The organism is Halarchaeum salinum, from assembly GCF_039520965.1.
Classification (GTDB): Archaea; Halobacteriota; Halobacteria; order Halobacteriales; family Halobacteriaceae; genus Halarchaeum; species Halarchaeum salinum.
Genome location: NZ_BAAABL010000021.1, coordinates 47889 through 72061, shown reverse-complemented (window position 1 = coordinate 72061; position 24173 = coordinate 47889). Strand labels below are relative to the sequence as shown.

The following is a 24173-nucleotide window of genomic DNA, read 5'->3' as shown; positions in this document are numbered from 1 at the left end:
GGCTAAAGGTCCCGCGCTACGGCGTCTCGTCTCGCCCGGGGCTTTCAGCGGTGAGGTGACTCGACACGCGGATCCCGACGAGGCTGATGAGCACGCCGAGCAACACGAACGCCGTCAGGCGCTCCTCGGGTGAGAGCACGCCACCAGCGACGAGCGGCAGCGCGGGCGCGTGAGCGGGCGAGATGATGCCGGCCTGCTCGACGAAGTACGCGCTGAAGCCGCGGACGACGAGGCCGACCGCGATCGCGCCGAAGGGGAGATTGAGGTACGAGGCGCGCAGCCCGTCGTCGCGGATGAACTCGTCGATCAGCCGCCCCGTCGCGCCCGCGAGCGCGGCGAGCGCGAGCCACGGCACGCTGTGGTAGACGAACGCCATCGCGGTGACGAACGCGCCTGCGTCCCCGAGCCCGGAGACGCTGAGCGCGCCCACGAACGCCCCGACGAGCGTCAACCCGACCGCGATGACGTACGTGACGATGGAGACACGCCCCGAGTAGAGCGCCTTGCGGGCCTGCGTCGAGACGACTCCGAGGCGCTCGTCGACGCTTAGGCCCTTGTAGAGGAGGAACGCACCGATGACCGCGGTAATGGACGCGATGGCGAGCGCGAGGCTTCCGGTGACCGTGAGGAGGACGGGGAAGACGAGGAGCACGACCCCGAGGGGGACGAGGACGCTCTCGCGGAGCTCCTCGTCCGCGAGGAACTGCTTCAACAGGTAGTACGTGCTCTCGATGTCGCGGGCCTGCCGGACGACGACGCGATCGACGGCGTCGACCGGCAGGCGGCTCTCCACGATCGAGACGACGCCCTCGTCGCCCGCCGTGTCGACTACGACCACTGCGGTGTCCGGGGCATGTGTCGCGACGAGCTCGTCCAGCTGTTCGGCGAGTGCGCGATCCGCACCGACGGCGGTGTCAGCCGCCCCGGAGACGGCCGCGACGATGGCCTCGTTGGTCCCGTCATCGACGTCCGCACCGACGCGTAATGCCTCTAAGAGACAGTTGACGGTCGAGTCCTCGGGATCGCGCTGGCCGAGGTCGATAACGAGGTCCTCGATGGCGTCCCGGCCGACGATCGGCACCGCGGCTCCGGTCGAGCGGGCGATATCGCCCGCCCGGTCGACACAGACGACCAACGTACGCATCGAACGTTCGTCCCGTGGCGCGCGGCGCGTAAAAAGACTCACATCGTGGTGGCCCGCATGCCGTCACGACCGGCCAGCCGGCTTACCGGAACTGAATCTCGGTGTCCCCGTCGCCCGCGAGCGCGTCGGCGACGCCGGCACCCGCCGCCCGTGCGAGCGCGCGCCCGCCACCCTGGAGCCGGCGGAGCAGGCCGGGCGACGCGTGGAACGCCTCGACCGTGACCTCGTGGCCCAGTTCGTCCGCGAGCGCGTCCTCGGCGTCGCGTGCCGTCCCGATCTCGTCGACGAGGCCGCGCGACTCTGCCTCGCGCCCGAGGAACACCCGCGCCTCCGTCTCGCGGACGGTCTCCGGGTCGAGGTCGCGGCCCTCGGCGACCCGCTCGACGAAGTCGTCGTAATAGTCGTCGACGAGCCCCTGCAGGTAGTGCCGGTCGTCCTCGTCGAGTTCCTTGAGCGGCTGGCCGGCGTCCTTGTACTTCCCCGCCGCGAAGCGCTCGTAGGAGACGCCGAGCTCCTCGGCGAGTTCCTTTGCGTTCACCGTCGAGCCGATGACGCCGATGCTCCCGACGAGACTGCCCTCGCGGGCGAACAGCCGGTCGCACGCCGTCGCGATCCAGTAGCCGCCGCTCGCGCACTGATCGGTCGCGTAGGCGACGACCGGCCCCTCGAAGCGCTCGGCGGCGAGGCGGATGTCGTCGCTCGGGACGATCTCCCCGCCCGGTGTGTTCAGTTCCACGAGCAGCCCCTCGACGTTCGGATCGTCGTCCGCCCGCTCGATCTGTTCGACGATAGCGTCAGCCGGTGGCGTCACCACGCCGCCCGTCAGCCCGTCCGTGTTCCCGTCGCGGCTGATCGGCCCCTCGACCGCGACCTCCGCGACGTCGTACGCGGCGAGCCAGCGGCGACCGAGTCGCGCGGCCGCCCGCGCCACCACGAGCCCGAGCCCCAGGACGAGGAGAACGCCGAGCAGGTCGGCGACGTCCCGCGGGACCCGCACGAAGATGGTCCAGCCGATGACGAGCGCGACGAAGACGGCGAGGACGACGACGCAGAACCGGCCCAGTCGCTTCCCGAGCGTGTCCATACGGCTCACCGGGTGCGCGAGTCACCTAAACACACGGGTCACGCGTCGCGCGGCGCGTCATGTAGCCGTCGCTGGTCGGCGTGCGAAAACGTGAGGAAACGGGGAAAACGTGTTCGTTCTCTACAGCAGGCCGGACTTCTGGAGCTTGCGAAGGTCCTCGGTATCGACCGTTTCGCCCTCCTTGAACCGCTCGTAGATCTCCTCGGCCTCCTCGCGGGCCTCCTCCTGCTTTGCGGCGCGCTCGTCCTTGCGCTCTTCTTCTTCCTGCTTGTCGAGTTCGCGCAGGCGCTTTTGGACGCGAACGAACGCCTCGTGGTGGGCGTCGGCGGACTCCTGGGCCTCGACGAAGCTCTCGTGCATCTCGTCGGCTTCGTCCCGGATGTCGTCGGCCTCGCGATAGGCCTCGATCATCTGGTTGTGGTGCTGCTGAGCCTCGTCGGCGAGCTCGGTGACCTTCTCGTGGTGGTTCGACGCCTCGGCGCGGACCTCCTCGGCCTCATCGACGAGCTCTTCGAGGTCGTCGTTGTCCTCGAGGGTCTCCTTGCGCTGCTGGTACTCCTCGCGTTTGTTCTCGATCTTCTCGATGAGCTCGCGCTCGTCCTCGGGCGAGAGGACTTCGGTCTGCTGTTTGAACTCCAGCTGCTCGATGTCCTCTTTGAGCTCGTCGAGGTCCTTGCCCTCGTCGAGTTCGAGATCGCCCTTGCGCTCGTCGACTTGGTCGAAGAGCTCGTTGGCCTTCGCGTTCAGCTCGTTGCGCTGCTCTTTGTGCTCTTGGACGCGCTCGTTGAGCTCGTCGCGCTTCTCGCGGTGTTCCTGAGCCTCGTCGACCTTCTCGCGCGTCTTCGCGTTGAGGTCGTCCCGGTCGGAGGCGCGGGAAGAAGCGAGTTGGTTGAGTTCGTTACGTCGGTCGCGGAACTGACCCGCCTTCTTGATGAGCTGCCCCTTGGACTTCTCCTGGAGCTCTTCGTCGGTGATCAGTTCATCCGCATCGGATACTTCGAGAGTTGCTTCCTCTACCATTGTTTGATCCTCGGTTCCATACCGCCGGAGCGTCGCGCAGGGCGACCGCTCGGTGTGTCCTGTTGCCCGTCGTAAGGAGAGCGTCGGTTCATTCTCGAGCGGTGCTGACGAACGCCCGCAGCGTTCTGGTACTCTTACGTATGGCGTTACCGCACTTAAAATTTCCGCCGTCTGAGAGGTTGTAAACAGCTAGCATGCCCCGTGTACGTGGCGGTCTCGACGGTCCGCTCGTCATCGAACGAATGGACTGAAATACGCCCCGTAAGCTATCCCGGATATGCACCGCGAGGTCGTCCACGCGCGTGGTCACGACAACGTCAGCGCCGCCCACGCGAGCACGTTCGAGGTCACGACCGACGACTACCTTACGCCCGCCGGCGACTGTATCCTCGCCGTTGAGGCCGATCGTGCCCCGGTCGACTTCGACGAGGCGTTCGTCGCCGCCGCCAGCGACGCCGACGCGACGATCATCGCGACTCTCGAGGCCGACGGACACGAACACACCGTGACGGGCCGCGGCGACCCCGAGCTCACCTTCGCGAGCGAGCGCTCGATGGTCGGCCGAACGAGCACCTACGTCGACGACCGGACGGTCATGCTCGACGCCGAGCAAGCCGCCGAGGGGTTCGACCGCAATCTCGTTGCGGCGCTCGCCGACGGCGTCGAGGCGACGTTCACGCTGACCATCGAGTAGCGCGTCTCAGTACGTCGGAGGCTGAAGCAGCAAGCGCTCGCTCAGTGCCACTCGTCAGCCCACGCCTCGATCTCGTCGAAGACGGGGCAGAGCGCGCCGCCCTTCTTGGTCAGGGCGTAGTACGTCGCGACGGGTGCATCCTCCTCGACGCGCCGCGAGACGAGCCCGGCCTCGCCGAGGTCGTCGAGCACGCGGGAGAGCGTGCGCGCGTTTGCGCCGGTCGCGCGTTTGAGCTCGTTGAACCGCTTCTCGCCGTCCTGAAGCGCGTAGAGGACGATGAGTCGCCACTGCGATCCGATCAGTTCCAGTGAGTCGACGGCCGCGCACGCCGCCTCGTTCTCCGCCTCGACGTCGGTACCTCCTGACACGGGTGTCACCTGCTTACGTGTACGTTCGTGGGGAAATAAGTAGTTCGCCATCGTACCAGGTAACGTAATGCAACTAGTACGCGATCAGGACGGCGGATCGGAGACCGATCGGCGGGACACCTTCGACGGCGCGGGGCTCTGAATGGCGGCGAACGATCCCCACGCGGATGCCGCATTCGCTACCGCGGGCCCCGATCCGGCCGACGCCGACGTCGGGGCGGTCCTGATCCACGGCCGCGGAGCCACCCCGGAGAGCGTTCTCGGCCTCGCGGACGAGTTCGAGCGCGACGATGTCGCGTACGTCGCGCCGGGCGCGACGAACCGTACGTGGTACCCCAACCCGTTCACCGCGCCCACGGAGGCGAACCAACCGCACCTCGACTCCGCGCTCGCGACCGTCAAGCGCGCCGTCGGGACGCTCACCGATGCCGGGATCGAGCGCGAAAACGTCCTCCTCCTCGGCTTCTCGCAGGGGGCCTGTCTCACGACCGAATACGCCGCGCGCAACGCGCGACGCTACGGCGGCGTCGTCGCCTTCTCCGGCGGCCTCATCGGCGAGACCGTCGAGCGCGAGCGCTACGGCGGCGACTTCGACGGGACACCCGCGTTCGTCGGCTGCAGCGACTCGGACCCGCACATCCCCGAAGCGCGCGTCCACGAAACGACTGACGTCCTCACCGACCTCGGCGCGGACGTCGACGAGCGCATCTATCCGGACGCGCCACACGGCATCTTCGCAGACGAAGTCGAGGCCGTGAACGACATCGTGAACGGTCTTGGAGAGTAGCCGACGCGGGCCGCCCCGCTTTTCCTCTCGGCCGGCCAACCACCGCGTATGAGCGACGACGAGCCGACCCGGAACATCTCGGGCGGCGACGCCGGCGGCGGCGCGAGCGCGGTCTTCGACGCGAGCGACGACCCGGACGCGCCGCTCGTCGAGCGCGTCGTCGACCGCCTCGGCGAACGTTACTGGCAGAAGACCTACGGCGGACAGGACGCCTTCGAGTGTCTCGTCCGCACCGTCCTCTCGCAGAACACCTCCGATACGGCGAGCCAGCCCGCCCACGACGCGCTGCTGGCGCGCTACGGTCCCGAATCCGCCGACAACGACGCGGACGACGACGCCGACCTCGCCGCGGCGCTCGCGGACGCCCACCAACCCGACCTCGCGGAGACGATCAGCTCCGCGGGGCTCTACAACCAGAAGTCGGAGACGCTCATTCGCCTCGCCGAACGGGTGTGCGAGGAGTATGGCGGCGCGGCCGGCTTCGACGAGTTCGTCAAACGGGAGGACCCCGACGCCGTCCGCGACGCGCTCCTCGACATGAAGGGTGTCGGGCCGAAAACGGCCGACTGCGTCCTCCTCTTTGCGGGCGGGCGCGATGGCGTCTTCCCCGTCGACACGCACGTCCATCGGATCGCGCGCCGGATGGGCTTCGCGCCACCGGACGCCGACCACGAGGGCGTGCGCGAGGCCATCGAGCGCGAACTCCCCGCGGAGAAGTGCGGCTTCGGCCACACGGCGATGATCCAATTCGGCCGGGACTTCTGCAGCGCCCGGAAACCCGCGTGCCTTGACGACCCCGAGGCGTGTCCGATGGCGGACTGCTGCGAACAGGTCGGCGTCTATCCGGATTCGGACGAGGTCGTCGATCCCGCTGATACCGTGGAGTAGCACGCGCCGAAGCCGATTCACCGCAGGTGTGACGCCTACTCGTCCGCGCCGATCTCCTCAGCGAGCCCGTCGATGACGTGCTCCGCCGACGAGAGGTTCGTCGCGAGCGGGATGTCGTGGACGTCGCAGATACGCAACAGCGCCGAGATATCGGGTTCGTGGGGCTGGGAGGTGAGGACGTCGCGAATGAAGATGATGGCCTCACAGTCCCCCTCCGCGACCTCCGCGCCGATCATCATGTCGCCGCCGAGCGGGCCCGAGGCCTTCCGCTCGACTTCGAGGTCCGTCTCCTCCATGATGCGCTTGCCCGTCGTGCCGGTGCCGATGAGGTCGAACTGCTTCAGGCGCGCCTCGTGGCTTTGTGCGAACTCGATGAGCTCCGGTTTCTTCTCGTCGTGTGCGATGAGCGCGATACGCATACCGGTACTCCGGGGGGCGGGAGTAAGAACCTTCGCACCCCCGACCGGTTGCTGTTCCTCGGAGGAGTCAGCGGCCGTCACGCGAACGTTCGCCCTGCGGACCAACGCTTCTCTGCGGATCGTTTCTCGCGTGCGCGGAGAGCAGCAGCTAGAACGTCTGATCTCTACAAAACTGAGAGTGTTGTCTGTCGCCGCGTGCGACAGTGTGTGTCGGTCTTACTGTCGAACGACGTTCGCTGCGCGAGGCCCCTTGGGGGAGGACTCGATATCGAACTCGACCTCAGTCCCCTCGGTGAGGTCTTCGCCGCCGACATCTTCCATGTGGAAGAAGACGTCTTCGTCGTCGTCGAGGTCGCCGTCGTCAGTCGAAATGAAACCGTAGCCGCCCGTGTCGTTGAAGAAGTCAACCTTACCGTTTGCCATTACAACCAAACAGAGGGCCGTGTACGGGATAACCCTTGCGAGTGTCAAGGTACCACGGCTCTCGACGGTACATTCGCAGTCGTGACATCGCGATGGATACACGACTGTCCACCCCCTACCGTGACCGGTGGCCTAGAGGAACCGGAACGTTTCGAGGTTCTTCGGTGCGAACGTCCGCATGTTGTAGTCGTGGTAGAGCGCGCTGGAGAGGTCCTGCGTGGAGCGTTCGTCGCCGTGCACGCAGAGCACCTTCTCGGGACGGGGGTTCATCGTGCGCACGAAGTTCTCGAGACCTTGGCGGTCGGCGTGCCCGGAGAAGCCATCGACGGTCGCGACGTCCATGTTGAGCTGGAGGTGTTGGGTCCGCCCGCCCTCGCCGCCCATCGGAATCTCGTCCCAGCCACTCTGGATGCGTCGCCCCATCGTCCCCTGGGCCTGGTAGCCGACGAAGATCATCTGGTTGTCCTCCTGTGGCCCGAGGTGTTCGAGCCAGCTCATGATCGGGCCACCGGTGACCATCCCGGAGGTGGAGAGGACGATGCACTCCTCGCCCTCGGCGACGTCCATGCGCTCGTCTTCGCCGCCGTCGATGTGGTTGAACTGGTCGGCGAGGAAGGGGTTCTCGTCCTCGTGGAAGATCCGATCGCGGAGGTCGTCGCGGAGGAACTCCGGGTAGGTCGTGTGGATGGCGGTGGCCTCCCAGATCATCCCGTCGAGGTGGATGGGCATGGTCGGGATCTTATCGGTCCGCATCGCCTCCTCCAAGACGAGCATGAGCTCCTGGGAGCGCCCGACGGCGAACGCCGGGATGACCACTTTTCCGCCGCGCTCGTACGCCTCGTTGATGATCTCGATGAGGTTCCGCTCGGAGTCATCCTGGTCGGTCTGGTAGTCGTTGCGTCCGCCGTACGTCGACTCCATGACGAGCGTCTCGACGCGCGGGAAGTCGTTGACCGCGCCGTTGAACAGACGGGTGTCCTCGTAGTGGATGTCCCCCGAGAAGGCGACGTTGTAGAGCCCGTCGCCGATGTGGAAGTGCGAGACGGCGCTCCCGAGGATGTGGCCGGCGTTGTGGAACGTGAGCTTGACGTCCGGCGCGATGTCCGTCACGTCGCCGTAGTCGAGCGTGATGCAGTGTTTGATCGCCTCGCGGACCATCTCGGAGTCGTAGGGCGGCGTCCGACCCTCCTTGGCCGCGACGTCGAGATAGTCGAGCGTCAGGAGCCCCATCAGGTCGCGGGTCGGCTCCGTACAGTAGATCGGGCCGTCGTAGCCGTATTTGAAGAGAAGCGGGATGAACGCCGAGTGATCGAGGTGCGCGTGGGTGAGGACGACGGCGTCGATGGTGTTCGCGCCGGCCCCGAGCGCCTCCGAGACCTGCAGATAGGGGACTTCGTCCTCGCTCCCCGGTTTGTCCCCGCAGTCGATGAGGATGCGCGTCTCGGGCGTGCTGAGGATGAAGCTCGCGCGCCCGACCTCGCGACAGCAGCCGAGCGTCGTGATGCGGACGTACTCGTCGTCCGACATCTCCTCGCGGTGGATCTGTCGACCGACCTTTTCCAGTATATCGCGACGCTCGTCGCGTTCGGTCTTCAGGAAGTTCCGGACGTTCCGGACGGTCGAGGACTCGATCGGCGGCGTGCGGACGACTTCGGGTGTCCACCCCGCGCGCTGGGTGATCTCGCGGAGCGTTGAGCCGTGTCGACCGATGACCATGCCCGGCTTGGTGGCCTCGATGACGACCTCGCCCGTGTCCTCGTGGAAGTCGAGGTCGGTGACGCCGGCGTCCTCGGGGACGACGTCCATGATCTCCTCGCGGGCCTCGCGCGGCGGCGAGAGGACGTCCGGGTCGGGACGGACGGTGATCCGTTTTCGGAGTTGGGAGGCGAGACGCCGGATGAGGTCGTCGTTCTCCGCGAACTTCTTCGGATCGCGGGTGTAGACGACGAGTTCCGGGCCCTCGTACTTGACTTCGGTAACGGAGATGTCCGGCGGCACTTCGTCCGTGATCGTCTGTTGTAGTTCCTCAAGTTGCGTGTCTACGGAGCTCATAGTGAACCTGGCGGGCTTCGTCGGGGCGTCACGGCACGGCGACGGCGCGGACGAGACGGTCCGATCGGACGTCCCGTGCTCGGTGACTGACCGAAAGATGTCATCGTAGTGAGTGCGGTCGTCCCACGGGCGACGCCCGTGGGTCCCGCGGGAGCAGTCGTGAAAACCCGCTTGTCCGGGTATATACCCGTGATGTTATAAAATACCTTCGTAAGGTAGACGACTGTCGCAGCGATGGCGTCAGTCTGCACGCGACGCCGCTGACGACTCCCGCGGCACGATCGACGCGGCTTGCACGGACGTCACGGCGGATACGCCGTGCAGGGCTCGACGATCTCGATGCCGCTCTCGCGGGGTACAGACGCGACTCCCGGAGTGAGCGTGGCGTGACGGCGAGAACCCGTTCGGCGTATGACGAGGACCGCGTCGTCGGGTCCTACCGTCCCCGACGCGCGAAAAGAGTGGCCAGACCAGAGCGAGACCGTGTCAGCGGGACCGCTCAGTCGCTTCCGATGGAGATCTCGGCCTCATCAGGTGCGAACGATCCTGGCGGTTCGTCGTCCGCGCGGAGCGCTCGATACACCTCGCGCTCGCGACGCTGCTGGCGTTTGCCCATGCCCTTCCGTTCGCGACCGCGTTTCGTATCTCCCATTACATCATGGTATGAGCACCCATACCACTTAAACTTGTTCCCCACCCGGTCCGCAGGCCCCTTCAGGAGATTTAAGGCCGCAGTCGGCCTCCGAACCGATAATGAGCGAGGACCAGGAGCTCGGCATCACCGAGCAAAAGGAGTACAACCCCGGCGAGTGGTACGCCGAGGTCGTCGAGAAGGCCGAACTCGCGAGCTACGCCCCCGAAGGGATGGGTGGGTTCATCGTCACGCGCCCGCGCGGGTACAGCCTCTGGGAGAGCGTTCAGGACAACCTCGACGCGTGGTTCGACGAGACCGGCGTCGACAACGCCTACTTCCCGCTGTTCATCCCCGAGGACTACCTCGAACGCGAGAAGGACGTCGTCGAGGGGTTCGACCCCGAGGTCGCGTGGGTGACTCACGGCGGTCACGACGAGCTCGAAGAGCGCCTCGCGGTCCGACCGACCTCCGAGTCGATCATCGCGCCCTACATGGCGCAGTGGGTCCGCTCGCATCGCGACCTCCCCCTTCGTCTCAACCAGTGGTGTAGCGTCGTCCGCTGGGAGGCCACGGAGACGAAGCCGTTCTTCCGGACGAAGGAGTTCCTCTGGCAGGAGGGACACACCGCCCACGAGAGCGACGAGGGCGCGTGGGAGGAGACGCTGACCCGCCTCGATCAGTACCAGCGCCTCTACGAGGACGTCTTCGCGATGCCGGTGATGCGCGGCGCGAAACCCGACCACGACAAGTTCCCGGGCGCGGACACTACGACGACGGTCGAGGCGCTGATGCCCGACGGCAAATCCGTGCAGGGCGCGACGTCGCACAACCTCGGGCAGTCCTTTGCGGAGGCCTTCGACCTCACATACAGCGATGAGGACGAGGCGGAGCGCGTCGCGCACACGACGTCGTGGGGGCTCTCGTGGCGCGCGCTCGGCGCGCTCATCATGACGCACTCGGACGACCAGGGCCTCGTGCTGCCGCCGACGGTCGCGCCCGAGCAGGTCGTGATCGTCCCGATCTGGCAGGAGGAGACGAAAGAGGAGGTCCTCCAGTATTCGAGCGAAATCGCGGCGGAGCTCGAAGACGACGGCGTCCGCGTCCACCTCGACGACCGCGACGAGCGCAACCCCGGCTTCAAGTACAACGAGTGGGAGCTCAAGGGCGTCCCTCTCCGCCTTGAGATCGGCCCGCACGAGGTCGATGACGCGGAGGTCACCGCCGTCCACCGCCCGGACGGCGAGCAGACGACGACCGAGCGCGAGACGCTCGTTGAGGACGTCGAGGACCACCTCGATGCGGTGTTCGCGAAGCTCTACGCGGCAGCCGAGGAGACCTTGGAGGAGAACGTCCGGGAGGCCGACAGCCCGGAGGAGATTATGGGAACCATCGGCCAACACGGCGGCTACGTCCGCACGCCGTGGTGTGGCGACGAGGCCTGCGAGGCGGCGATCAAGGAGAAGGTCCACGCGGAGATTGTCGCCGTCCCGCTCGACGAGTCCGACATCGCGGGTGACCACCGCGAGAACGCCCACCGCGCCGAGGCGATCCACGAGGAGGGAGACGAGTGTACGGTCTGCGGCGACGACGCGGTCGAGACGGCCTACTTCGCTCGGTCGTACTGACGCCGTCGCTCCGGCTCTTTAGGTGATTATTGTGATATTGATGTCCTAATACTGTCTAAGGACCTGGTTATATGTCCTAAGGTGCTGATGGAAGGGGTTTTATGCGCCGATGTGTGTCTTACAGTCACATATGACTGAGCACGACGCACGGAGCGGCGGCCGGCGCCTCGCGGACCCGGCCGAGGCACGCTCGAACTGCGGCGTCGGGGTCGTCATGGACCTCGACGATGACGGCGGTCACGATGTCGTACGTGATGGCCTTGACCTTCTCGCGAACCTCGAACACCGCGGGACGACCGGCGCGGAGAAACAGACCGGCGACGGAGCCGGTATCCTCCTCCAGATTCCGGACGGTTTCTTCGCAGACGAGATCGACAACCTCCCGGAGCAGTACGCCGTCGGATCGTTCTTCCTCCCGCAAGACGCCGACGAACGGGCCGACAGCAAGGACGCCGTCGCCGACGCACTCGGCGAACACGGCCTCGACGTCGTCGCGTGGCGCGACGTCCCGACCGACAACAGCGATCTCGGGCAGACCGCGATCGACTCCGAACCGCACGTCGCCCAACTCGTCGTCACCCCCGACGAGTACATGGACGACGACGACTTCGATCGCGCGCTCTACATCGCTCGACGCGCCGTTGAGGCAGCGGTCGACCACGAGCGCTTCTACGTCTGTTCGCTCGACCGGCAGACCCTCGTTTACAAGGGACTCCTGAAGGGCGATCAGGTGCGGGGCTACTACCCCGACCTCCGCGACGAGCGTCTCGACTCGACGTTCGTTCTCGTGCACGCGCGCTTCTCGACGAACACCCTCGGCGCGTGGCACCTCGCTCACCCCTACCGGAACATCGTCCACAACGGCGAGTTCAACACGATCAAGGGGAACGTCAACTGGATGCGGGCCCGCGAGGCCGACATCGAGAGCGAGCGCTTCTCCGAGGACGAACTCGACACGGTCCGACCGATCATCCCCGACCCCGACCAGTCCGACACCGCGAGCGTCGACAACGCCCTCGAACTCCTGATGCAGGGCGGGCGCGACCTCCCCCACGCGCTCCGGATGCTCATCCCGGAAGCGTGGGAGGGCGACGAGGCGATGGACGACGACCGGCAGGACTGGTACAACTACCACGCCTCGCTCATCGAACCGTGGGACGGCCCCGCGCTCGTCGTCGGCACCGACGGTGAGCGCGTCGGTGCGGCCCTCGACCGAAACGGCCTCCGGCCGTGTCGCTACGAGGTTACGACCGACAACACGCTCGTCATGGGCAGCGAAGCGGGTGCGATCGAGACGCCCGCCGCTGAGGTGGCCGAGCGCGGTCGCCTCCAGCCCGGCCAGCTCTTCGTCGCCGACCCCGCGGAGGGGCGCGTCATCCCCGACGACGAGGTCTTCGACGACCTCACTGACGAGAAGTACGGCGAATGGGTCGACGCAGAGCAGACCCGCTATGAGGGGCACGCCGACAACCCGCTGCCGAGCGGTGACGGCGACGCGCTGCGCGCCCGCCAAGCCGCCTTCGGCTACACCCACGACGAGCTGAACGAGGTGCTCGAACCGATGCTCGACGCCGGGAAGGACCCCGTCGGCTCGATGGGCGACGACACGCCGCTGGCGGTCCTCTCGAAGTTCAACATCCCGCTGTTCAGCTACTTCCGGCAGATGTTCGCACAGGTGACGAACCCGCCGATCGACTACATCCGCGAGGACGTCGTCACCTCCCTCCAGACCCGCCTGGGCCGCGAGCGGAACCTCCTCGACGAGACGCCCGCGCACGCCAGACAGGTCGTCCTCGACTCGCCGATTCTGACCGACGATGGCCTCGGGCGCGTCCGCGACGCCGACGTCCCGGACGTCACGGTTGACATCACGTACGATCCCGAGACGGACCTCGAAGACGCCGTCGAGGCCGTTCGCGACGAGGTTGAGGCGGCGATCCGCGACGGCGCGGAGATCGTCGTGCTCTCCGATCGGGACGTCGGGCGCGACCGGCTCGCGATTCCGAGCCTGCTCGCGACCAGCGCCGTCCACCACCACCTCGTCCGCGAGGGCCTGCGCACGCGCGCCGGCCTCGTCGTCGAGTCCGGCGACCCGCGCACCGTCCACCAGCTCTCGACGCTCGTCGGCTACGGTGCGGGCGCGGTCAACCCCTACCTCGCGATGGAGACGGTGACGGATCTCGTCGCCGGTCCGGACGGGATGGACGACGCCGAAGCCGTCGACACGTACGTCGACGCGCTCGAACAGGGCCTGCTGAAGGTCATGTCCAAGATGGGCATCTCGACGGTCGAGTCCTATCGCGGGGCGCAGATCTTTGAGGCGGTCGGCCTGAACGACGGCCTCGTGGACGAGTACTTCACGGGGACGCCGAACAAGACGAGCGGCATCGGCCTTGCGGAGATCGAGGACGACCTCCGCGAACGCCACCAGCAGGGGTACGGCAGCGAGGACGTCGATCTCGAACGACAGGGCGAGTTCACGAACACCTCGAACGGCCGCTACCACCAGTGGAACCCGCAGACGGTCAACGCCTTGCAGGCCGCGGTCCGCTCGGACGACTACGAGCAGTTCGGTGAGTTCTCCGAGCTGATCGACGACCAGACGAAGCAGCTCCAGACGCTGCGCGGACTCATCGACATCGATAGCTCCGAGCGGGAATCCGTTCCCCTCGACGAGGTCGAACCCGCGGCGGACATCGTCGAGCGCTTCTCGACGGCCGCGATGAGCCTCGGGAGCCTCTCGCCGGAGGCCCACGAGAACAACGCGAAGGCGATGAACTCCATCGGTGCACGCGCGAACACGGGCGAGGGCGGCGAACCGCCAGCGCGCTTCAACACGGAGAAGGAGTGTCGGATCAAGCAGGTCGCCTCCGGGCGCTTCGGCGTCACGAGCGAATACCTCACCGAGGCCGACGACCTGCAGATCAAGATGGCGCAGGGCTCGAAGCCCGGCGAGGGCGGTCACCTCCCCGGCTCGAAGGTCAACGAGATGATCGCCGGCGTCCGCTACTCGACGCCCGGCGTCGGGCTCATCAGCCCGCCGCCGCAACACGACATCTACTCGATCGAGGACCTCAAGCAGCTCATCTACGACCTGCGCTCGGGCAACCCCGAGGCCCGCGTGCATGTGAAGCTCGTCTCCGAGGCCGGCATCGGCACCATCGCCGCCGGCGTCGCGAAGGCGAAGGCGGACTGCATCCACATCTCCGGGCACGCCGGCGGGACGGGTGCGTCCCCGAAGACGTCGATCAAACACGCCGGCCTCCCGTGGGAGCTCGGCCTCGCCGAGGCGAACCAGCTCCTCCGCGAGACCGGCCTGCGCTCGCGCGTCACGCTGCGCGTCGACGGCGGGCTCAAGACCGGTCGCGACGTCGCGATCGGCGCGCTGCTCGGTGCCGAGGAGTTCGCCTTCGGGACCGGGAGCCTCGTCACCTCCGGCTGTGTGATGGCTCGTCAGTGTCACGCCAACACCTGTCCGGTCGGCATCGCCACGCAGTCGGAGACGCTCCGCGAGCGCTTCCCCGGCCAGCCCGAGCACGTCGTGAACTTCATGATGTTCGTCGCGCAGGAGCTGCGCGAGATCATGGCCGAACTCGGCTTCACGGACCTCGACGAGATGGTCGGGCGGACCGAGCTGCTCGACCAGCGCGACGTCGAGCACCCGAAGGCCCGCACGCTCGACCTCTCGCGCGTCATCGCGGACCCGGTCGACAACGACGACCGCTACCGGACGCGCGTGCAGGACACCGACCACGACGAGCACTTCGACTGGGACGTCTTGGAGGAGGTCGGCGACGCGATCGAGGCCGGCGACTCCGTCAACGTCGAGACGGACGTGACGAACGTCGATCGTGCGGTCGGCGGCGTGCTCTCGAACGCTGTCTCGGACGCACACGGCGGCGACGGGCTGCCGGACGACACGGTGTCGCTCGAACTCGATGGCATCGCGGGCCAATCCTTCGGCGCGTGGCTCGCACAGGGCGTCTCGCTCTCCCTCACGGGTGCGGCGAACGACTACGTCGGCAAGGGCATGTCCGGCGGGAAGATCGTCGTGAACACGCCGAGCGAAGCGCCCTTCGACCCGGCGACGAACACGCTCATCGGGAACGTCGCGCTCTACGGCGCGACCGACGGCGAGCTGTACGTCAACGGGACTGCCGGCGAGCGCTTCGGCGTTCGGAACTCGGGCGTGAAGGCCGTCGTCGAGGGCGTCGGCGACCACGGCTGCGAGTACATGACCGGCGGCGTCGTCGCGGTGCTCGGCGACGTCGGGCGGAACTTCGCGGCCGGGATGAGCGGCGGGATCGCCTACGTCTACGACCCCGAGGACGAGCTCGCCGACAAGACGAACGCGGGGATGGTCTCCCTGGAGGACGACCTCACGGACCAGGACGAGGCGATGCTCCGGCGGCTCGTCAAGAACCACGAGACCTACACGGACTCCGCGCGCGCCGCCGAACTGCTCGAGCGGTGGGCGGCCGTCCGCGACGACTTCGTGAAAGTCATGCCGGACGCGTACGCGGACGCCATCGCGGAGCGCCCGGAGGACGACGCGCGCAAGTCGCTCCCGGCCCCCGCGGCGAGCGAGCCCGAGGCGACCGGTCGCGCGGACTGATCGACTGAAACGCGCGTTTCAGCCGCCACAACGTCTTTTCACACGCACCGCGTCGATAGCGGTGTGCAGCTTTCACGACGCCACCTATGCGGCGCGCTCGCCGGAACGATGAGCGTCGCGCTCGCCGGCTGTACGACCGGCGACGTTGGGGGGAGCGGCGATAGTGGTGGGACCGACGGCGACGGGACCGACGGCGACGGGACCGACGGCGCTGGTGACGGGATCAACGGCGGCGGAACGACGACGGACACGTCGTTCGCGGGGTGTCCGTCGCTCCGTGACGCCGACCGGACGGTCTGTGCGGCGACGGCGGGGGCGGACGTCCCGGTCGTCCTCCGGCCGTCCACGACGGCCCTCACGTCGCCCGGAACGCTCCGGTTCACGTTGTCGAACGGCGGCGAGTCGACGCTCGGGCTGAACCCCTACGACTGGACCGTCCACCGAGAGACGGCTGACGGCTGGGAGCACGTCGCGCCGGACGCGACGATCGAGCCGTGGCGCGAGATCCAACCGGGGGAATCGCAGTCGTGGGTGCTCGGCGTCGGGACGGAACCGACGGCTGAGGGTGACGACGTGGCCTGTGGCCCGCTCGCCCTCGACGCCAGGACGTACGCGTTCAGCGTCGTTGCACAGGAGGGCGACGTGTGGACGGCGTACGTCGCGCGCTTCCGCGTCGCCTGAGGCTTCACCCCACTCCGCCCTGCCCATCCTTCCTCGCCCCGCTCCGCCCTGCCCGTCCCCTCCCGTCCCGCCCCATTTCGCCCTGCCTTCTCTGTCCGCGCCGTCCCACCACCCCTTTTTGCGGGCCGCGCGATATGCCGGTATGCACGAGGCGCTCATCGTCGGCGGCACGCGGTTCATCGGCCGCTATACGGTTGAGGAGCTGTTGGACCACGACTACCGGGTGACGATCTTCAATCGCGGGGAGCACGCGAACCCCTTCGCGGAGCGCGACGACGTTCACCACTACGAGGGCGACCGGACGAACGATCGCGAGCTGCTGACGGCGAAACGGGAGGTCGAACCGGACGTCGTGATCGACTGCGTGGCCTACCAGCCCCGCGACGTGCGCCAAGCGACGGAAATCTTCGCCGACGTGAACGCGTACGTCTACGTCTCCTCGGGGGCGTCGTACGCCCGCGACGACATCCCGAAACGCGAGGGCGAGACGCCGCTGTGCGACTGCTCGGCCGATCAGGCCGCGGACGACACCGGGGCGACGTACGGCAACCGGAAGGCCGAGGGCGACCGGATGGTGTTCCGTGCGGCCGAGCGCGGGGTGAACGCGATGGCGGTGCGCCCGACGGTCGTCTACGGCCCCCACGACTACACGGAGCGCCTCGACTACTGGCTCCACCGCGTCGAGTCGTACGATCGCGTCATCGTGCCGGGCGACGGGACGAACCTCTGGCAGCGCGTCTACGTCGAGGACGTCGCGTCGGCGCTCCGAATCGTCGCCGAGGAGGGGACGCCCGGCGAGGCGTACAACGTCGGGGATCGAAACGCGCTCACCTTGGAAGACACGGTGCGGGCGGCGGCGGACGCCCTCGACACGGATGTCGAGATCGTCACCGCGAGCGATCGGGAGCTCTCGACGGCCGGCCTCGAACTCGGGTCGTTCCCGCTCTATCGGTCCGCGCCGCATCTGCTCGACACGCACGCGCTCGCCGAGCTCGGCTGGGAGTCGACGCCAGTTGAGGCGGCGATGGCGCGCACGGCGGCCGACCACCGCGAGAGCGACCGGACGCGCGTCGAGAACGGCCCCGACCGGGCGGCCGAGGAGACGGTGCTCGACGTCCTCGATACGATCTGAGCGGAGAGGACAACCGCTTTGTCGCGGGCCTCCGACGGGCCGGTATGTTCACCAAAACGTCGTGGATCAAGCTCCCGCGGAACGTAGTGGTCGGCCACGACGTCCTCGGCGAGGTTCGGGACGTCGTCGCGGACACCCATCTCCGCGGTCGCCCGCTCGTCGTCACCAGCCCGACGCCGAAGGAGGTGGCGGCCGCGGACGTCGTCGCGCAGTACGAGGCCGCCGGCACGGACCCCGCGGTCGTCGAAGTCGACACCGCGAGTTTCGACGCGGTTGAGCGCGTCATCGACGCCGCGGAGGCCACGGACGCCGCGTACCTCATCGGGATCGGCGGCGGGAAGGCGATCGACATCGCGAAGATGGCGAGCGACCGCTGCGACCTCGGCTTCGTCTCCGTCCCGACGGCGGCGAGCCACGACGGCATCGTCTCCGGGCGCGGCTCCGTCCCGGAGGGCGACACGCGCCACAGCGTCGCGGCCGATCCGCCGATTGCCGTCGTCGCGGATACGGGCGTGCTCGCCGACGCGCCGTGGGAGCTCACGACGGCGGGCTGTGCCGACATCATCTCGAACTACACCGCGGTAAAGGACTGGCGGCTCGCGAACCGGCTGCGGAACGTCGAGTACAGTGAGTACGCCGCGTCGCTCGCGGAGATGACCGCCGAACTCCTGGTCGAGAGCGCGGACAGCATCCGTCCCGGCTTGGAGGAGGCCGCGTGGATGGTCGTGAAGGCGCTCGTCTCCTCCGGCGTCGCCATGAGCATCGCGGGCTCCTCGCGGCCGGCGTCGGGTGCCGAACACCTCGTGAGCCACCAGCTCGATCGGATTGCGCCCGGCAAGGCGCTGCACGGGCACCAGGTCGGCGTCGCCGCCATCGTCACCGAATACCTCCACAGCGGCGAACGGGGCGACTGGCACGCGGTCCGCGACGCCCTCGACGCCATCGACGCGCCGACGACCGCCGCGGCGCTCGGGATCGACGACGACGAGCTCGTGACGGCGCTAACGACCGCCCACGAGATCCGCGATCGGTACACGATTCTCGGTAGCGGGATCAGCGAGGCGGCGGCGCGCGAAGCCATCACGAAAACTGGCGTCGTATAGCGACCGCACTTGGTGGATTTCGACGGCCTATGGGTTCCGTGCGAACGTGAGATAGCCCGTGTGGCCGACGCCGCGCGTCGAGGGCCGGGAGCCCCGATCGTCGAAGTCCATCGCGCGCTGGATGGTCTCGATCGTATCGACGTCCGCGAGGCCGGCCTCGATGGCCGATTCGTGGCTCGCACGGGCGTTCTCGACGAACGGCGAGTAGACAGCGACGAAGCCGCCGGAAACGAGGTGGTCGTCCAGACGGGCGACGATGTCGGGGGCGTCGGCGGTGTCGAGCGTCACGAGGTCGAACGTCCCGAGGTCGTCGAGTGCCTCGGTAACGTCGCCTGCGCGGACCTCGACGGTGTCCGCGACACCCGCGAGTGTCATGTTCTCGCGGGCGACCTCGGCGAACTCCGCGCGGGCCTCGTAGGTGAGGACGTCCGCGCCGAGCCGACCGAGATAGGCGGCGAGCACGCCCGTCCCGGTGCCGGCGTCGAGGACGCGATCGTCCGCGGCCGCGCCCGTCTCGCCGATGACGACGCCGATGTCCTTCGGCATCATCGGCGCGCCCGTCCGTTCGAGGTGATCGAAGAGGTCGGGCCCGCGGAGCGAGCGGACGGTGAACGGTTCGCCGAGATGCGTCTCGATGACCTGGCCGGGATCGGGATCGTCCGGCACGTCCACGACGCCGAGGTCGGTGTGGAGTTCCGCGCCGGGATGGCTGAGGAACTCTCGGTCGTCCCGGACGAGGAGGAACGCCCTCACTCCAGGGTGGCGATGGCGGTCGCGAGGTCGCCGTCGGCACCCTTCAGGGCCGCGCGGGCCTCCTCCTCGCTCGCGCCCGTCCGCTGAACGACGATCTCGACGTCCGCGTCGGGAATCTCGGGTTCGCCGGCGTCCCCACCTTCGTCGGCCTCGGCGGCCTCGCCGGACTCGACGGCCGCGGTGGCCTCGCGCTCCTCGGGCTGGCCGAGAATCTGGTAGGTCTCCTGTCCGCGGGCGTCCATCTGCGTGACGTCCGCGTCCGAGAAGACGAGTTCGCGCCCGTCGGTCGTCGTGATGACGACCTCCTCGGCGTCGATTTCGGTGACGTCGATACCCATCTGTTCCATCATCTGCTGCATCTTCCGGGGGTTCATCCCGCCGCCTCCTCCAAACATGTCCGATTCTCCGGCCGCCCGCGGCAAAAGTACTGCGGGTCGCGGGTGCTGTCGGCGGTGCACGACGGTTCGTGAGGTCGGGGCACTGCGTTGCGCTTTGGCCGTGGTACTCCGTCCCCGCTCCGTCTCGAATCTCGTACATGGACCTTTTTCCACGGCTCCGCCGTGCAAAAATCTCCACCAAAAAAACCGCTACGCCGTCCCCGCTCCTTCGCGAATCTCGTACATGGACCTTTTCCACGTCTCTGCCGTGCAAAAATCTCCACCAAAAAAACCGCTACGCCGTCCCCGCTCCTTCGCGAACCTCGTACATGGACCTTTTTCCACGGCTCTGCCGTGCAAAAATCTCCACCAAAAAACCGCTACGCCGTCCCCGCTCCTTCTCGAATCTTTACAGCCATCCCGGTGTCGAAGTCCCGAACGGCCGCGGCGTCGAGTTCGAGGCGGCCGACGGCGATCGGGTAGCCGTCCGCGTGGACGACGACGACCTCATCGCCGGCGTGGGCCTCGGGATCGACGTCGGTGACGAACTTCGCGAAGACGTTCTTCCCCTCGCGGACGAACGGTTCGCTCTCGTCGCCGACGACGACGCGACACGCGGGCGTACCGAGCGCGTCGTGTAAGCGCTCACCGCCCGCGAGCCCGAGCGTGAAGCGGCCGTCGGTCCCAAGCGAGACGATGCGCTCGCCGTCGCGCGTCGAGACCTGTCGGGGGCGACCGGATTTCGAGCGATCGACGTCGTACGCCTCCCCGGCGGGGAACAGCGCCGCGCCAGCGCCCGCGCGGAACTGGTAGTCCGCGATCGTCCGCAGGGTCCGTCGTTCTGCGTCCTCCATGAATCAATCCTCCGCGCGACGGCGGGATGTACCCTTCGGACGGGAGAGGTGGGCTTATGTGCCGGGCAGGCCAAGATGCGACCAAGATGGAAACGAAGACGCTCGCGGGACTGCCGCTCCTCGTGATCGCGGCGGCACTGCTGCTGTGGACGACGCTGACGATGAAGACCGTGAGTCCGATGACGCTCGGTGCCGGCGCGGTCGCCGCTGTCGGTCTCGCGGTCGGGTCGCTTCTCGTCGGTACCGCCGGCGACGGGCGCTCCGTCTAGAGCAACACGTCCGCGGACCGCTCGCCCATATCGGTGAAGTCGTCCGCGGCCTCGACGAGTTCCTCGGCGGTCGAGGAGCGGAACCCGAACACTTCGACGCGGACCCCTTCGTGACGGAGGTGGTGACAGAGCCGCGAGAAATCCCCGTCGCCCGTGCAGAGAACGACGGTGTCGACCTTCTCGGCGAGGGTGACGGCGTCGAGGCTGATCCCGACGTCCCAATCGGCCTTCTTCGACCCGTCGCCGAACGTCTTGATGTCCTTGATCTTCGCCTCGAAGCCGATGTCGCGCAGCGCCTCGAAGAACGACTCCTCCTGCGGGGAGTCCGCGCGGATGACGTAGGCGATAGCGCGGACGAGCTCGCGCTCACCGACGGCGGCATCGAGGAGTCCCGAATAGTCGATATTCTGCGAGTAGAGGCTGTGAGAGGAGTGATAGAGGTTCTGCGCGTCCGCGAGGACGGCAACGCGCTGTGCGGGGTGTATCTCGGCCATCGGTTGGCGTTCGCTTCGCCGGTCGTGCGTAAAGAGGCTACGCACGACTGGGCGGGGACAGCGTTGCAGGCACGGCGACGTCGCGTGTGCGGGCACGGGATGCCGCGACGTGGCGATGCTCGCGGCTGTCATCGGCTCGGGATGGGCGTTCGCGGGGCTACAAGGCCCACGACCGTCAGGCCTCCGGCGTCGCGTGCCGCGTCAGCGCGAGCGTCTCGGGATCGAGCGTGTAGTAGGACTCCCAGACGGGCGCGACGGTGACGACGCGGGTGTCGCCGAACGCCGATTCGGTGTGCTCGTGGTGGTGGCCGACGAGACAGAGGTCGGGTGAAAGCGTCCTGAGGAGGTCGTCGACGTGTGTACAGCCGACATCGTACTCCTCGGAGACCGGCGTCCCGTGTGGGGCCTGATGGGTGAGGAGGACGTCGACGTCGTCGAGGGCCTTGGCGCGTTCGATGTCCGCGCGGACGAAGTGGCGGCGGCGGTTGCCGGCGAGCGCGGAGCGGGGATTGTCGTACCGCGTCGGTGCGTAGTTGCCCGACAGGCCGGCGACACGGACGCCCTCGACGTCGACGGCGTCGCTGGCGAGTAGGCGGGCGTTCTCGACGCGTGAGGATCGGACGCGGCCGTGTCTGAGGGCGTCGATGACGTCGAAATCCTCGTTGTTGCCGGCGACGAAGTAGGTGGTGAACGGGAGGTCGTAGTATTCGAGGTCGCCACACTGGAGCGCGACGGACTCGTTGGCGTCGCGATAGGCGGCGAAGAGCGACCGGCGGCGGTCGGCGTCGGTCGCGTGGGCGTCACCGAGGACCAGCATCGTCCCGATGGTGTCGGCCACGCCGGCATAAATCCCTCGCACGGGACGGCGACAGACATATGTCGACGGGGACCGCTACATGTGTGTATGACCGGGGCTTGCGCGTCCACGGCGTCGCCGACCGTCGCGAGCGTCGGCGCTTTCTCGCGCACCGCGAAACGCGGGCGGGTCGGCTCGCTGCGGGCGTAGCGTCCCGTCTCGGGCCATCGCGACCGCAAATCGCACACCGTTTTACCACTACCCGGAGTTACGACACACAACACAGATGTCCGCCACACCACCGACGACCGGCACGTTCGTCGCGATGACGACGCCGTTCGAGGACGACCCCGACCGCATCGACCACGACCAACTCGCCGCCGACGCACAGCGACTGGAGGCCGCGGGCGTCGACGGCCTCGTCCCCGCGGGGTCAACCGGCGAATCCGCGACGCTCACGCACGACGAACACGTCGAGGCCGTCGACACCGTCGTCGATGCCGTCGACATCCCCGTGATTGCGGGCGCGGGCTCGAACTCGACGCACGAAGCCGTTTCGCTCGCCGGGCGCGTCGCCGACGCCGGCGCGGACGCCCTGCTGCTCATCTCACCGTACTACAACAAGCCCGAGCCGGCGGGAATGGAGCGCCACTATCGACGCATCGCGGACGCCGTCGACCTCCCGCAGATCGTGTACAACGTCCCCTCGCGCACCGGACGCTCGATCGACGTCGACACGACGGTCGCGCTCGCCGAACACGAGAACATCGTCGGCTACAAGGCCGCGAGTGGCGATGTCGGCCTCATTTCGGAGATCATCGAGCGCACCCGCAACGAGGAGTTCGCGGTGCTCTCCGGCGACGACGGGATGACGCTCCCGCTGCTTTCGATCGGCGCGACGGGCGTCATCAGCGTCGCCGCGAACGTCGTCCCCGAGCGGATGGGCGCGCTCGTCGGTGACGCGCTCGACGGCGAGTATGCGCTCGCCCGCGAGCGTCACCACGAACTCGGCCCGCTCTTCCGCGCGCTGTTCGCCGAGACGAACCCGATCCCGGTGAAGGAGGCGGTGGACGTCTGGGGGTACGGGCCCGCCGAGCTGCGCGATCCACTCTCCCGGGCGACGCCCGAGACCCGCGAGGCGCTCGAAGCTCTGCACAGCGACCTGGAGGGCGATCGATGAGGGTCGCCGTCACGGGCGCGACCGGCCGGATGGGCAAGACGGTCCTCGCGGTCGCGCGCGAGCGCGACCTCGATATCGCGTTCGCAGTGAACCGCGGCGCTGACGGCGAGCACGTTGAGGGCGTCCCCGTCCAGCCGAGTACGGAGTTCGAGGCGCTGCTCGACGCGGAACGCCCAGACGCCGTCGTGGACTTCACCGGTCCCGAGGCGACGGTGGCGTACGCGGGCGCGTGTGCGACGTACGGCGTCCCGCTCGTCACCGGCACCACGGGGTTCTCAGAGGCCGACATCGCGGCGCTGGAGGAGGCGGGGACGGAGACCCCCGTACTCGTCGGCGCGAACTTCTCGCGCGGCGTACAGGCGCTCCTCGACGCCGCGGAGAGCGCCGTCGAGAACCTCCCCGAGTACGACGTCGAGCTGACGGAGACGCACCACAACGGGAAGCGCGACGCGCCGTCGGGCACTGCGAAGGTGCTCCTCGATCGCGTCGAGGGGACGCGCAAGGCCGAGAGCGACCGCGTCCACGGTCGCGAGGGCGAGGCCCCACGCGAGGGCGACGAGATCGGCGTCCACGCCCGACGCGCGGGCGACATCACGGGCGAGCACGAGGTGCTCCTCGCGGGGAACCACGAAGCACTCGAACTGACGCACCGCGCGGGATCGCGCGACGTCTTCGCCGAGGGCGCGCTGGACGCGGCCGCATGGATCGCCACGCAACCGGCGGACTATTACCGCTTCGAGACAATCGCCAGCCAACTGTGAGCCGAAGCTACGATTCGCTC

The 24173-nt window shown here is 67.8% G+C and carries 24 protein-coding genes; 11 read left to right on the top strand and 13 right to left on the bottom strand.

Features of this window, described 5'->3' with window-relative positions; translation table 11 throughout:
* Positions 1-16: 16 nt before the first annotated feature.
* The 3 genes from ABDZ36_RS02155 to ABDZ36_RS02145 form a co-directional block, all read right to left on the bottom strand.
* The gene (locus ABDZ36_RS02155; protein ID WP_211311785.1) at positions 17-1144 is read right to left on the bottom strand and encodes a DUF373 family protein; all 1128 of its coding nucleotides are present in this window, start codon (positions 1142-1144) and stop codon (positions 17-19) included.
* 82 nt (positions 1145-1226) lie between these two features.
* A complete protein-coding gene (gene sppA / locus ABDZ36_RS02150; RefSeq protein WP_211311784.1) occupies positions 1227-2228 on the bottom strand; it encodes a signal peptide peptidase SppA in 1002 nt (333 codons plus the stop codon).
* A gap of 120 nt (positions 2229-2348) precedes the next feature.
* Positions 2349-3248 (bottom strand): coiled-coil protein, encoded by a 900-nt coding sequence (locus tag ABDZ36_RS02145; protein WP_211311783.1) that lies wholly within the window; start codon positions 3246-3248, stop codon positions 2349-2351.
* Positions 3249-3525: 277 nt separating this feature from the next.
* Between ABDZ36_RS02145 and ABDZ36_RS02140 the strand changes: the two genes are divergently transcribed.
* The gene (locus ABDZ36_RS02140) at positions 3526-3942 is read left to right on the top strand and encodes a DUF371 domain-containing protein (RefSeq protein ID WP_211311782.1); all 417 of its coding nucleotides are present in this window, start codon (positions 3526-3528) and stop codon (positions 3940-3942) included.
* Positions 3943-3983: 41 nt separating this feature from the next.
* Here the strand turns inward: ABDZ36_RS02140 and ABDZ36_RS02135 are convergent, their stop codons facing one another.
* Positions 3984-4319, bottom strand: coding sequence for a winged helix-turn-helix transcriptional regulator (locus tag ABDZ36_RS02135; protein WP_425545295.1), 336 nt, complete (start codon positions 4317-4319; stop codon positions 3984-3986).
* A 133-nt stretch (positions 4320-4452) separates the two neighbouring features.
* On the opposite strand from ABDZ36_RS02135, the gene ABDZ36_RS02130 reads away from it, so the two are divergent.
* Complete coding sequence (locus tag ABDZ36_RS02130) at positions 4453-5097, top strand: alpha/beta hydrolase (RefSeq protein WP_211311780.1); 645 nt, start codon at positions 4453-4455, stop codon at positions 5095-5097.
* A 48-nt stretch (positions 5098-5145) separates the two neighbouring features.
* Complete coding sequence (locus ABDZ36_RS02125; RefSeq protein ID WP_211311779.1) at positions 5146-5985, top strand: endonuclease III domain-containing protein; 840 nt, start codon at positions 5146-5148, stop codon at positions 5983-5985.
* A gap of 35 nt (positions 5986-6020) precedes the next feature.
* Here ABDZ36_RS02125 and ABDZ36_RS02120 read toward each other — a convergent pair whose 3' ends face one another.
* From ABDZ36_RS02120 to ABDZ36_RS02105, 4 genes are all read right to left on the bottom strand, one after another.
* Positions 6021-6404 carry a methylglyoxal synthase gene (locus ABDZ36_RS02120; RefSeq protein ID WP_211311778.1) on the bottom strand — a complete coding sequence of 128 codons (384 nt, stop codon included), beginning with the start codon at positions 6402-6404 and terminating at the stop codon, positions 6021-6023.
* 216 nt (positions 6405-6620) lie between these two features.
* Positions 6621-6827, bottom strand: a complete 207-nt coding sequence (locus ABDZ36_RS02115; RefSeq protein WP_008418277.1) for a cold-shock protein — start codon at positions 6825-6827, stop codon at positions 6621-6623.
* Positions 6828-6959: 132 nt separating this feature from the next.
* Entirely contained in the window at positions 6960-8879 is a 1920-nt protein-coding gene (locus ABDZ36_RS02110; RefSeq protein WP_211311777.1) for a beta-CASP ribonuclease aCPSF1, read from the bottom strand.
* A 499-nt stretch (positions 8880-9378) separates the two neighbouring features.
* Positions 9379-9531 (bottom strand): hypothetical protein, encoded by a 153-nt coding sequence (locus ABDZ36_RS02105; protein WP_211311776.1) that lies wholly within the window; start codon positions 9529-9531, stop codon positions 9379-9381.
* A gap of 101 nt (positions 9532-9632) precedes the next feature.
* On the opposite strand from ABDZ36_RS02105, the gene proS reads away from it, so the two are divergent.
* The 5 genes from proS to ABDZ36_RS02080 all read left to right on the top strand — a co-directional run bounded on the left by proS (position 9633) and on the right by ABDZ36_RS02080 (position 18669).
* Entirely contained in the window at positions 9633-11138 is a 1506-nt protein-coding gene (gene proS / locus ABDZ36_RS02100) for a proline--tRNA ligase (RefSeq protein WP_425545294.1), read from the top strand.
* 130 nt (positions 11139-11268) lie between these two features.
* Complete coding sequence (gene gltB, locus ABDZ36_RS02095; RefSeq protein ID WP_211311775.1) at positions 11269-15753, top strand: glutamate synthase large subunit; 4485 nt, start codon at positions 11269-11271, stop codon at positions 15751-15753.
* A 63-nt stretch (positions 15754-15816) separates the two neighbouring features.
* Positions 15817-16434: a hypothetical protein gene (locus ABDZ36_RS02090; protein WP_211311774.1), complete on the top strand. Its 618-nt coding sequence runs from the start codon at positions 15817-15819 to the stop codon at positions 16432-16434.
* Positions 16435-16576: 142 nt separating this feature from the next.
* On the top strand, positions 16577-17566 hold the full coding sequence (locus tag ABDZ36_RS02085; protein ID WP_211311773.1) for an NAD-dependent epimerase/dehydratase family protein: 990 nt from the start codon (positions 16577-16579) through the stop codon (positions 17564-17566).
* A 44-nt stretch (positions 17567-17610) separates the two neighbouring features.
* Positions 17611-18669, top strand: a complete 1059-nt coding sequence (locus tag ABDZ36_RS02080; protein ID WP_211311772.1) for an NAD(P)-dependent glycerol-1-phosphate dehydrogenase — start codon at positions 17611-17613, stop codon at positions 18667-18669.
* 27 nt (positions 18670-18696) lie between these two features.
* Here the strand turns inward: ABDZ36_RS02080 and ABDZ36_RS02075 are convergent, their stop codons facing one another.
* From ABDZ36_RS02075 to ABDZ36_RS02065, 3 genes are all read right to left on the bottom strand, one after another.
* Positions 18697-19422: a methyltransferase domain-containing protein gene (locus ABDZ36_RS02075; protein ID WP_211311771.1), complete on the bottom strand. Its 726-nt coding sequence runs from the start codon at positions 19420-19422 to the stop codon at positions 18697-18699.
* Complete coding sequence (locus tag ABDZ36_RS02070) at positions 19419-19817, bottom strand: nascent polypeptide-associated complex protein (protein WP_211311770.1); 399 nt, start codon at positions 19815-19817, stop codon at positions 19419-19421. The genes ABDZ36_RS02075 and ABDZ36_RS02070 overlap by 4 nt, the downstream gene beginning before the upstream one ends.
* Before the next feature lie 362 nt (positions 19818-20179).
* The gene (locus ABDZ36_RS02065) at positions 20180-20653 is read right to left on the bottom strand and encodes a PUA domain-containing protein (RefSeq protein WP_211311769.1); all 474 of its coding nucleotides are present in this window, start codon (positions 20651-20653) and stop codon (positions 20180-20182) included.
* 86 nt (positions 20654-20739) lie between these two features.
* On the opposite strand from ABDZ36_RS02065, the gene ABDZ36_RS02060 reads away from it, so the two are divergent.
* A complete protein-coding gene (locus ABDZ36_RS02060) occupies positions 20740-20922 on the top strand; it encodes a hypothetical protein (protein WP_211311768.1) in 183 nt (60 codons plus the stop codon).
* On the opposite strand, the gene ABDZ36_RS02055 is transcribed toward ABDZ36_RS02060, so the two are convergent.
* Together ABDZ36_RS02055 and ABDZ36_RS02050 are read right to left on the bottom strand one after the other, a co-directional pair.
* Positions 20919-21416 carry a LabA-like NYN domain-containing protein gene (locus tag ABDZ36_RS02055; RefSeq protein WP_211311767.1) on the bottom strand — a complete coding sequence of 166 codons (498 nt, stop codon included), beginning with the start codon at positions 21414-21416 and terminating at the stop codon, positions 20919-20921. The two genes, ABDZ36_RS02060 and ABDZ36_RS02055, sit on opposite strands and share 4 nt — an antisense overlap.
* Before the next feature lie 175 nt (positions 21417-21591).
* Positions 21592-22233 carry a metallophosphoesterase family protein gene (locus ABDZ36_RS02050; protein ID WP_211311888.1) on the bottom strand — a complete coding sequence of 214 codons (642 nt, stop codon included), beginning with the start codon at positions 22231-22233 and terminating at the stop codon, positions 21592-21594.
* 265 nt (positions 22234-22498) lie between these two features.
* Here ABDZ36_RS02050 and dapA point away from each other — a divergent pair, with 265 nt between their 5' ends.
* Both dapA and dapB read left to right on the top strand, forming a co-directional pair.
* The gene (gene dapA, locus ABDZ36_RS02045; protein WP_211311766.1) at positions 22499-23392 is read left to right on the top strand and encodes a 4-hydroxy-tetrahydrodipicolinate synthase; all 894 of its coding nucleotides are present in this window, start codon (positions 22499-22501) and stop codon (positions 23390-23392) included.
* The gene (gene dapB / locus ABDZ36_RS02040) at positions 23389-24153 is read left to right on the top strand and encodes a 4-hydroxy-tetrahydrodipicolinate reductase (RefSeq protein ID WP_211311765.1); all 765 of its coding nucleotides are present in this window, start codon (positions 23389-23391) and stop codon (positions 24151-24153) included. The genes dapA and dapB overlap by 4 nt, the downstream gene beginning before the upstream one ends.
* Positions 24154-24173: the final 20 nt, after the last annotated feature.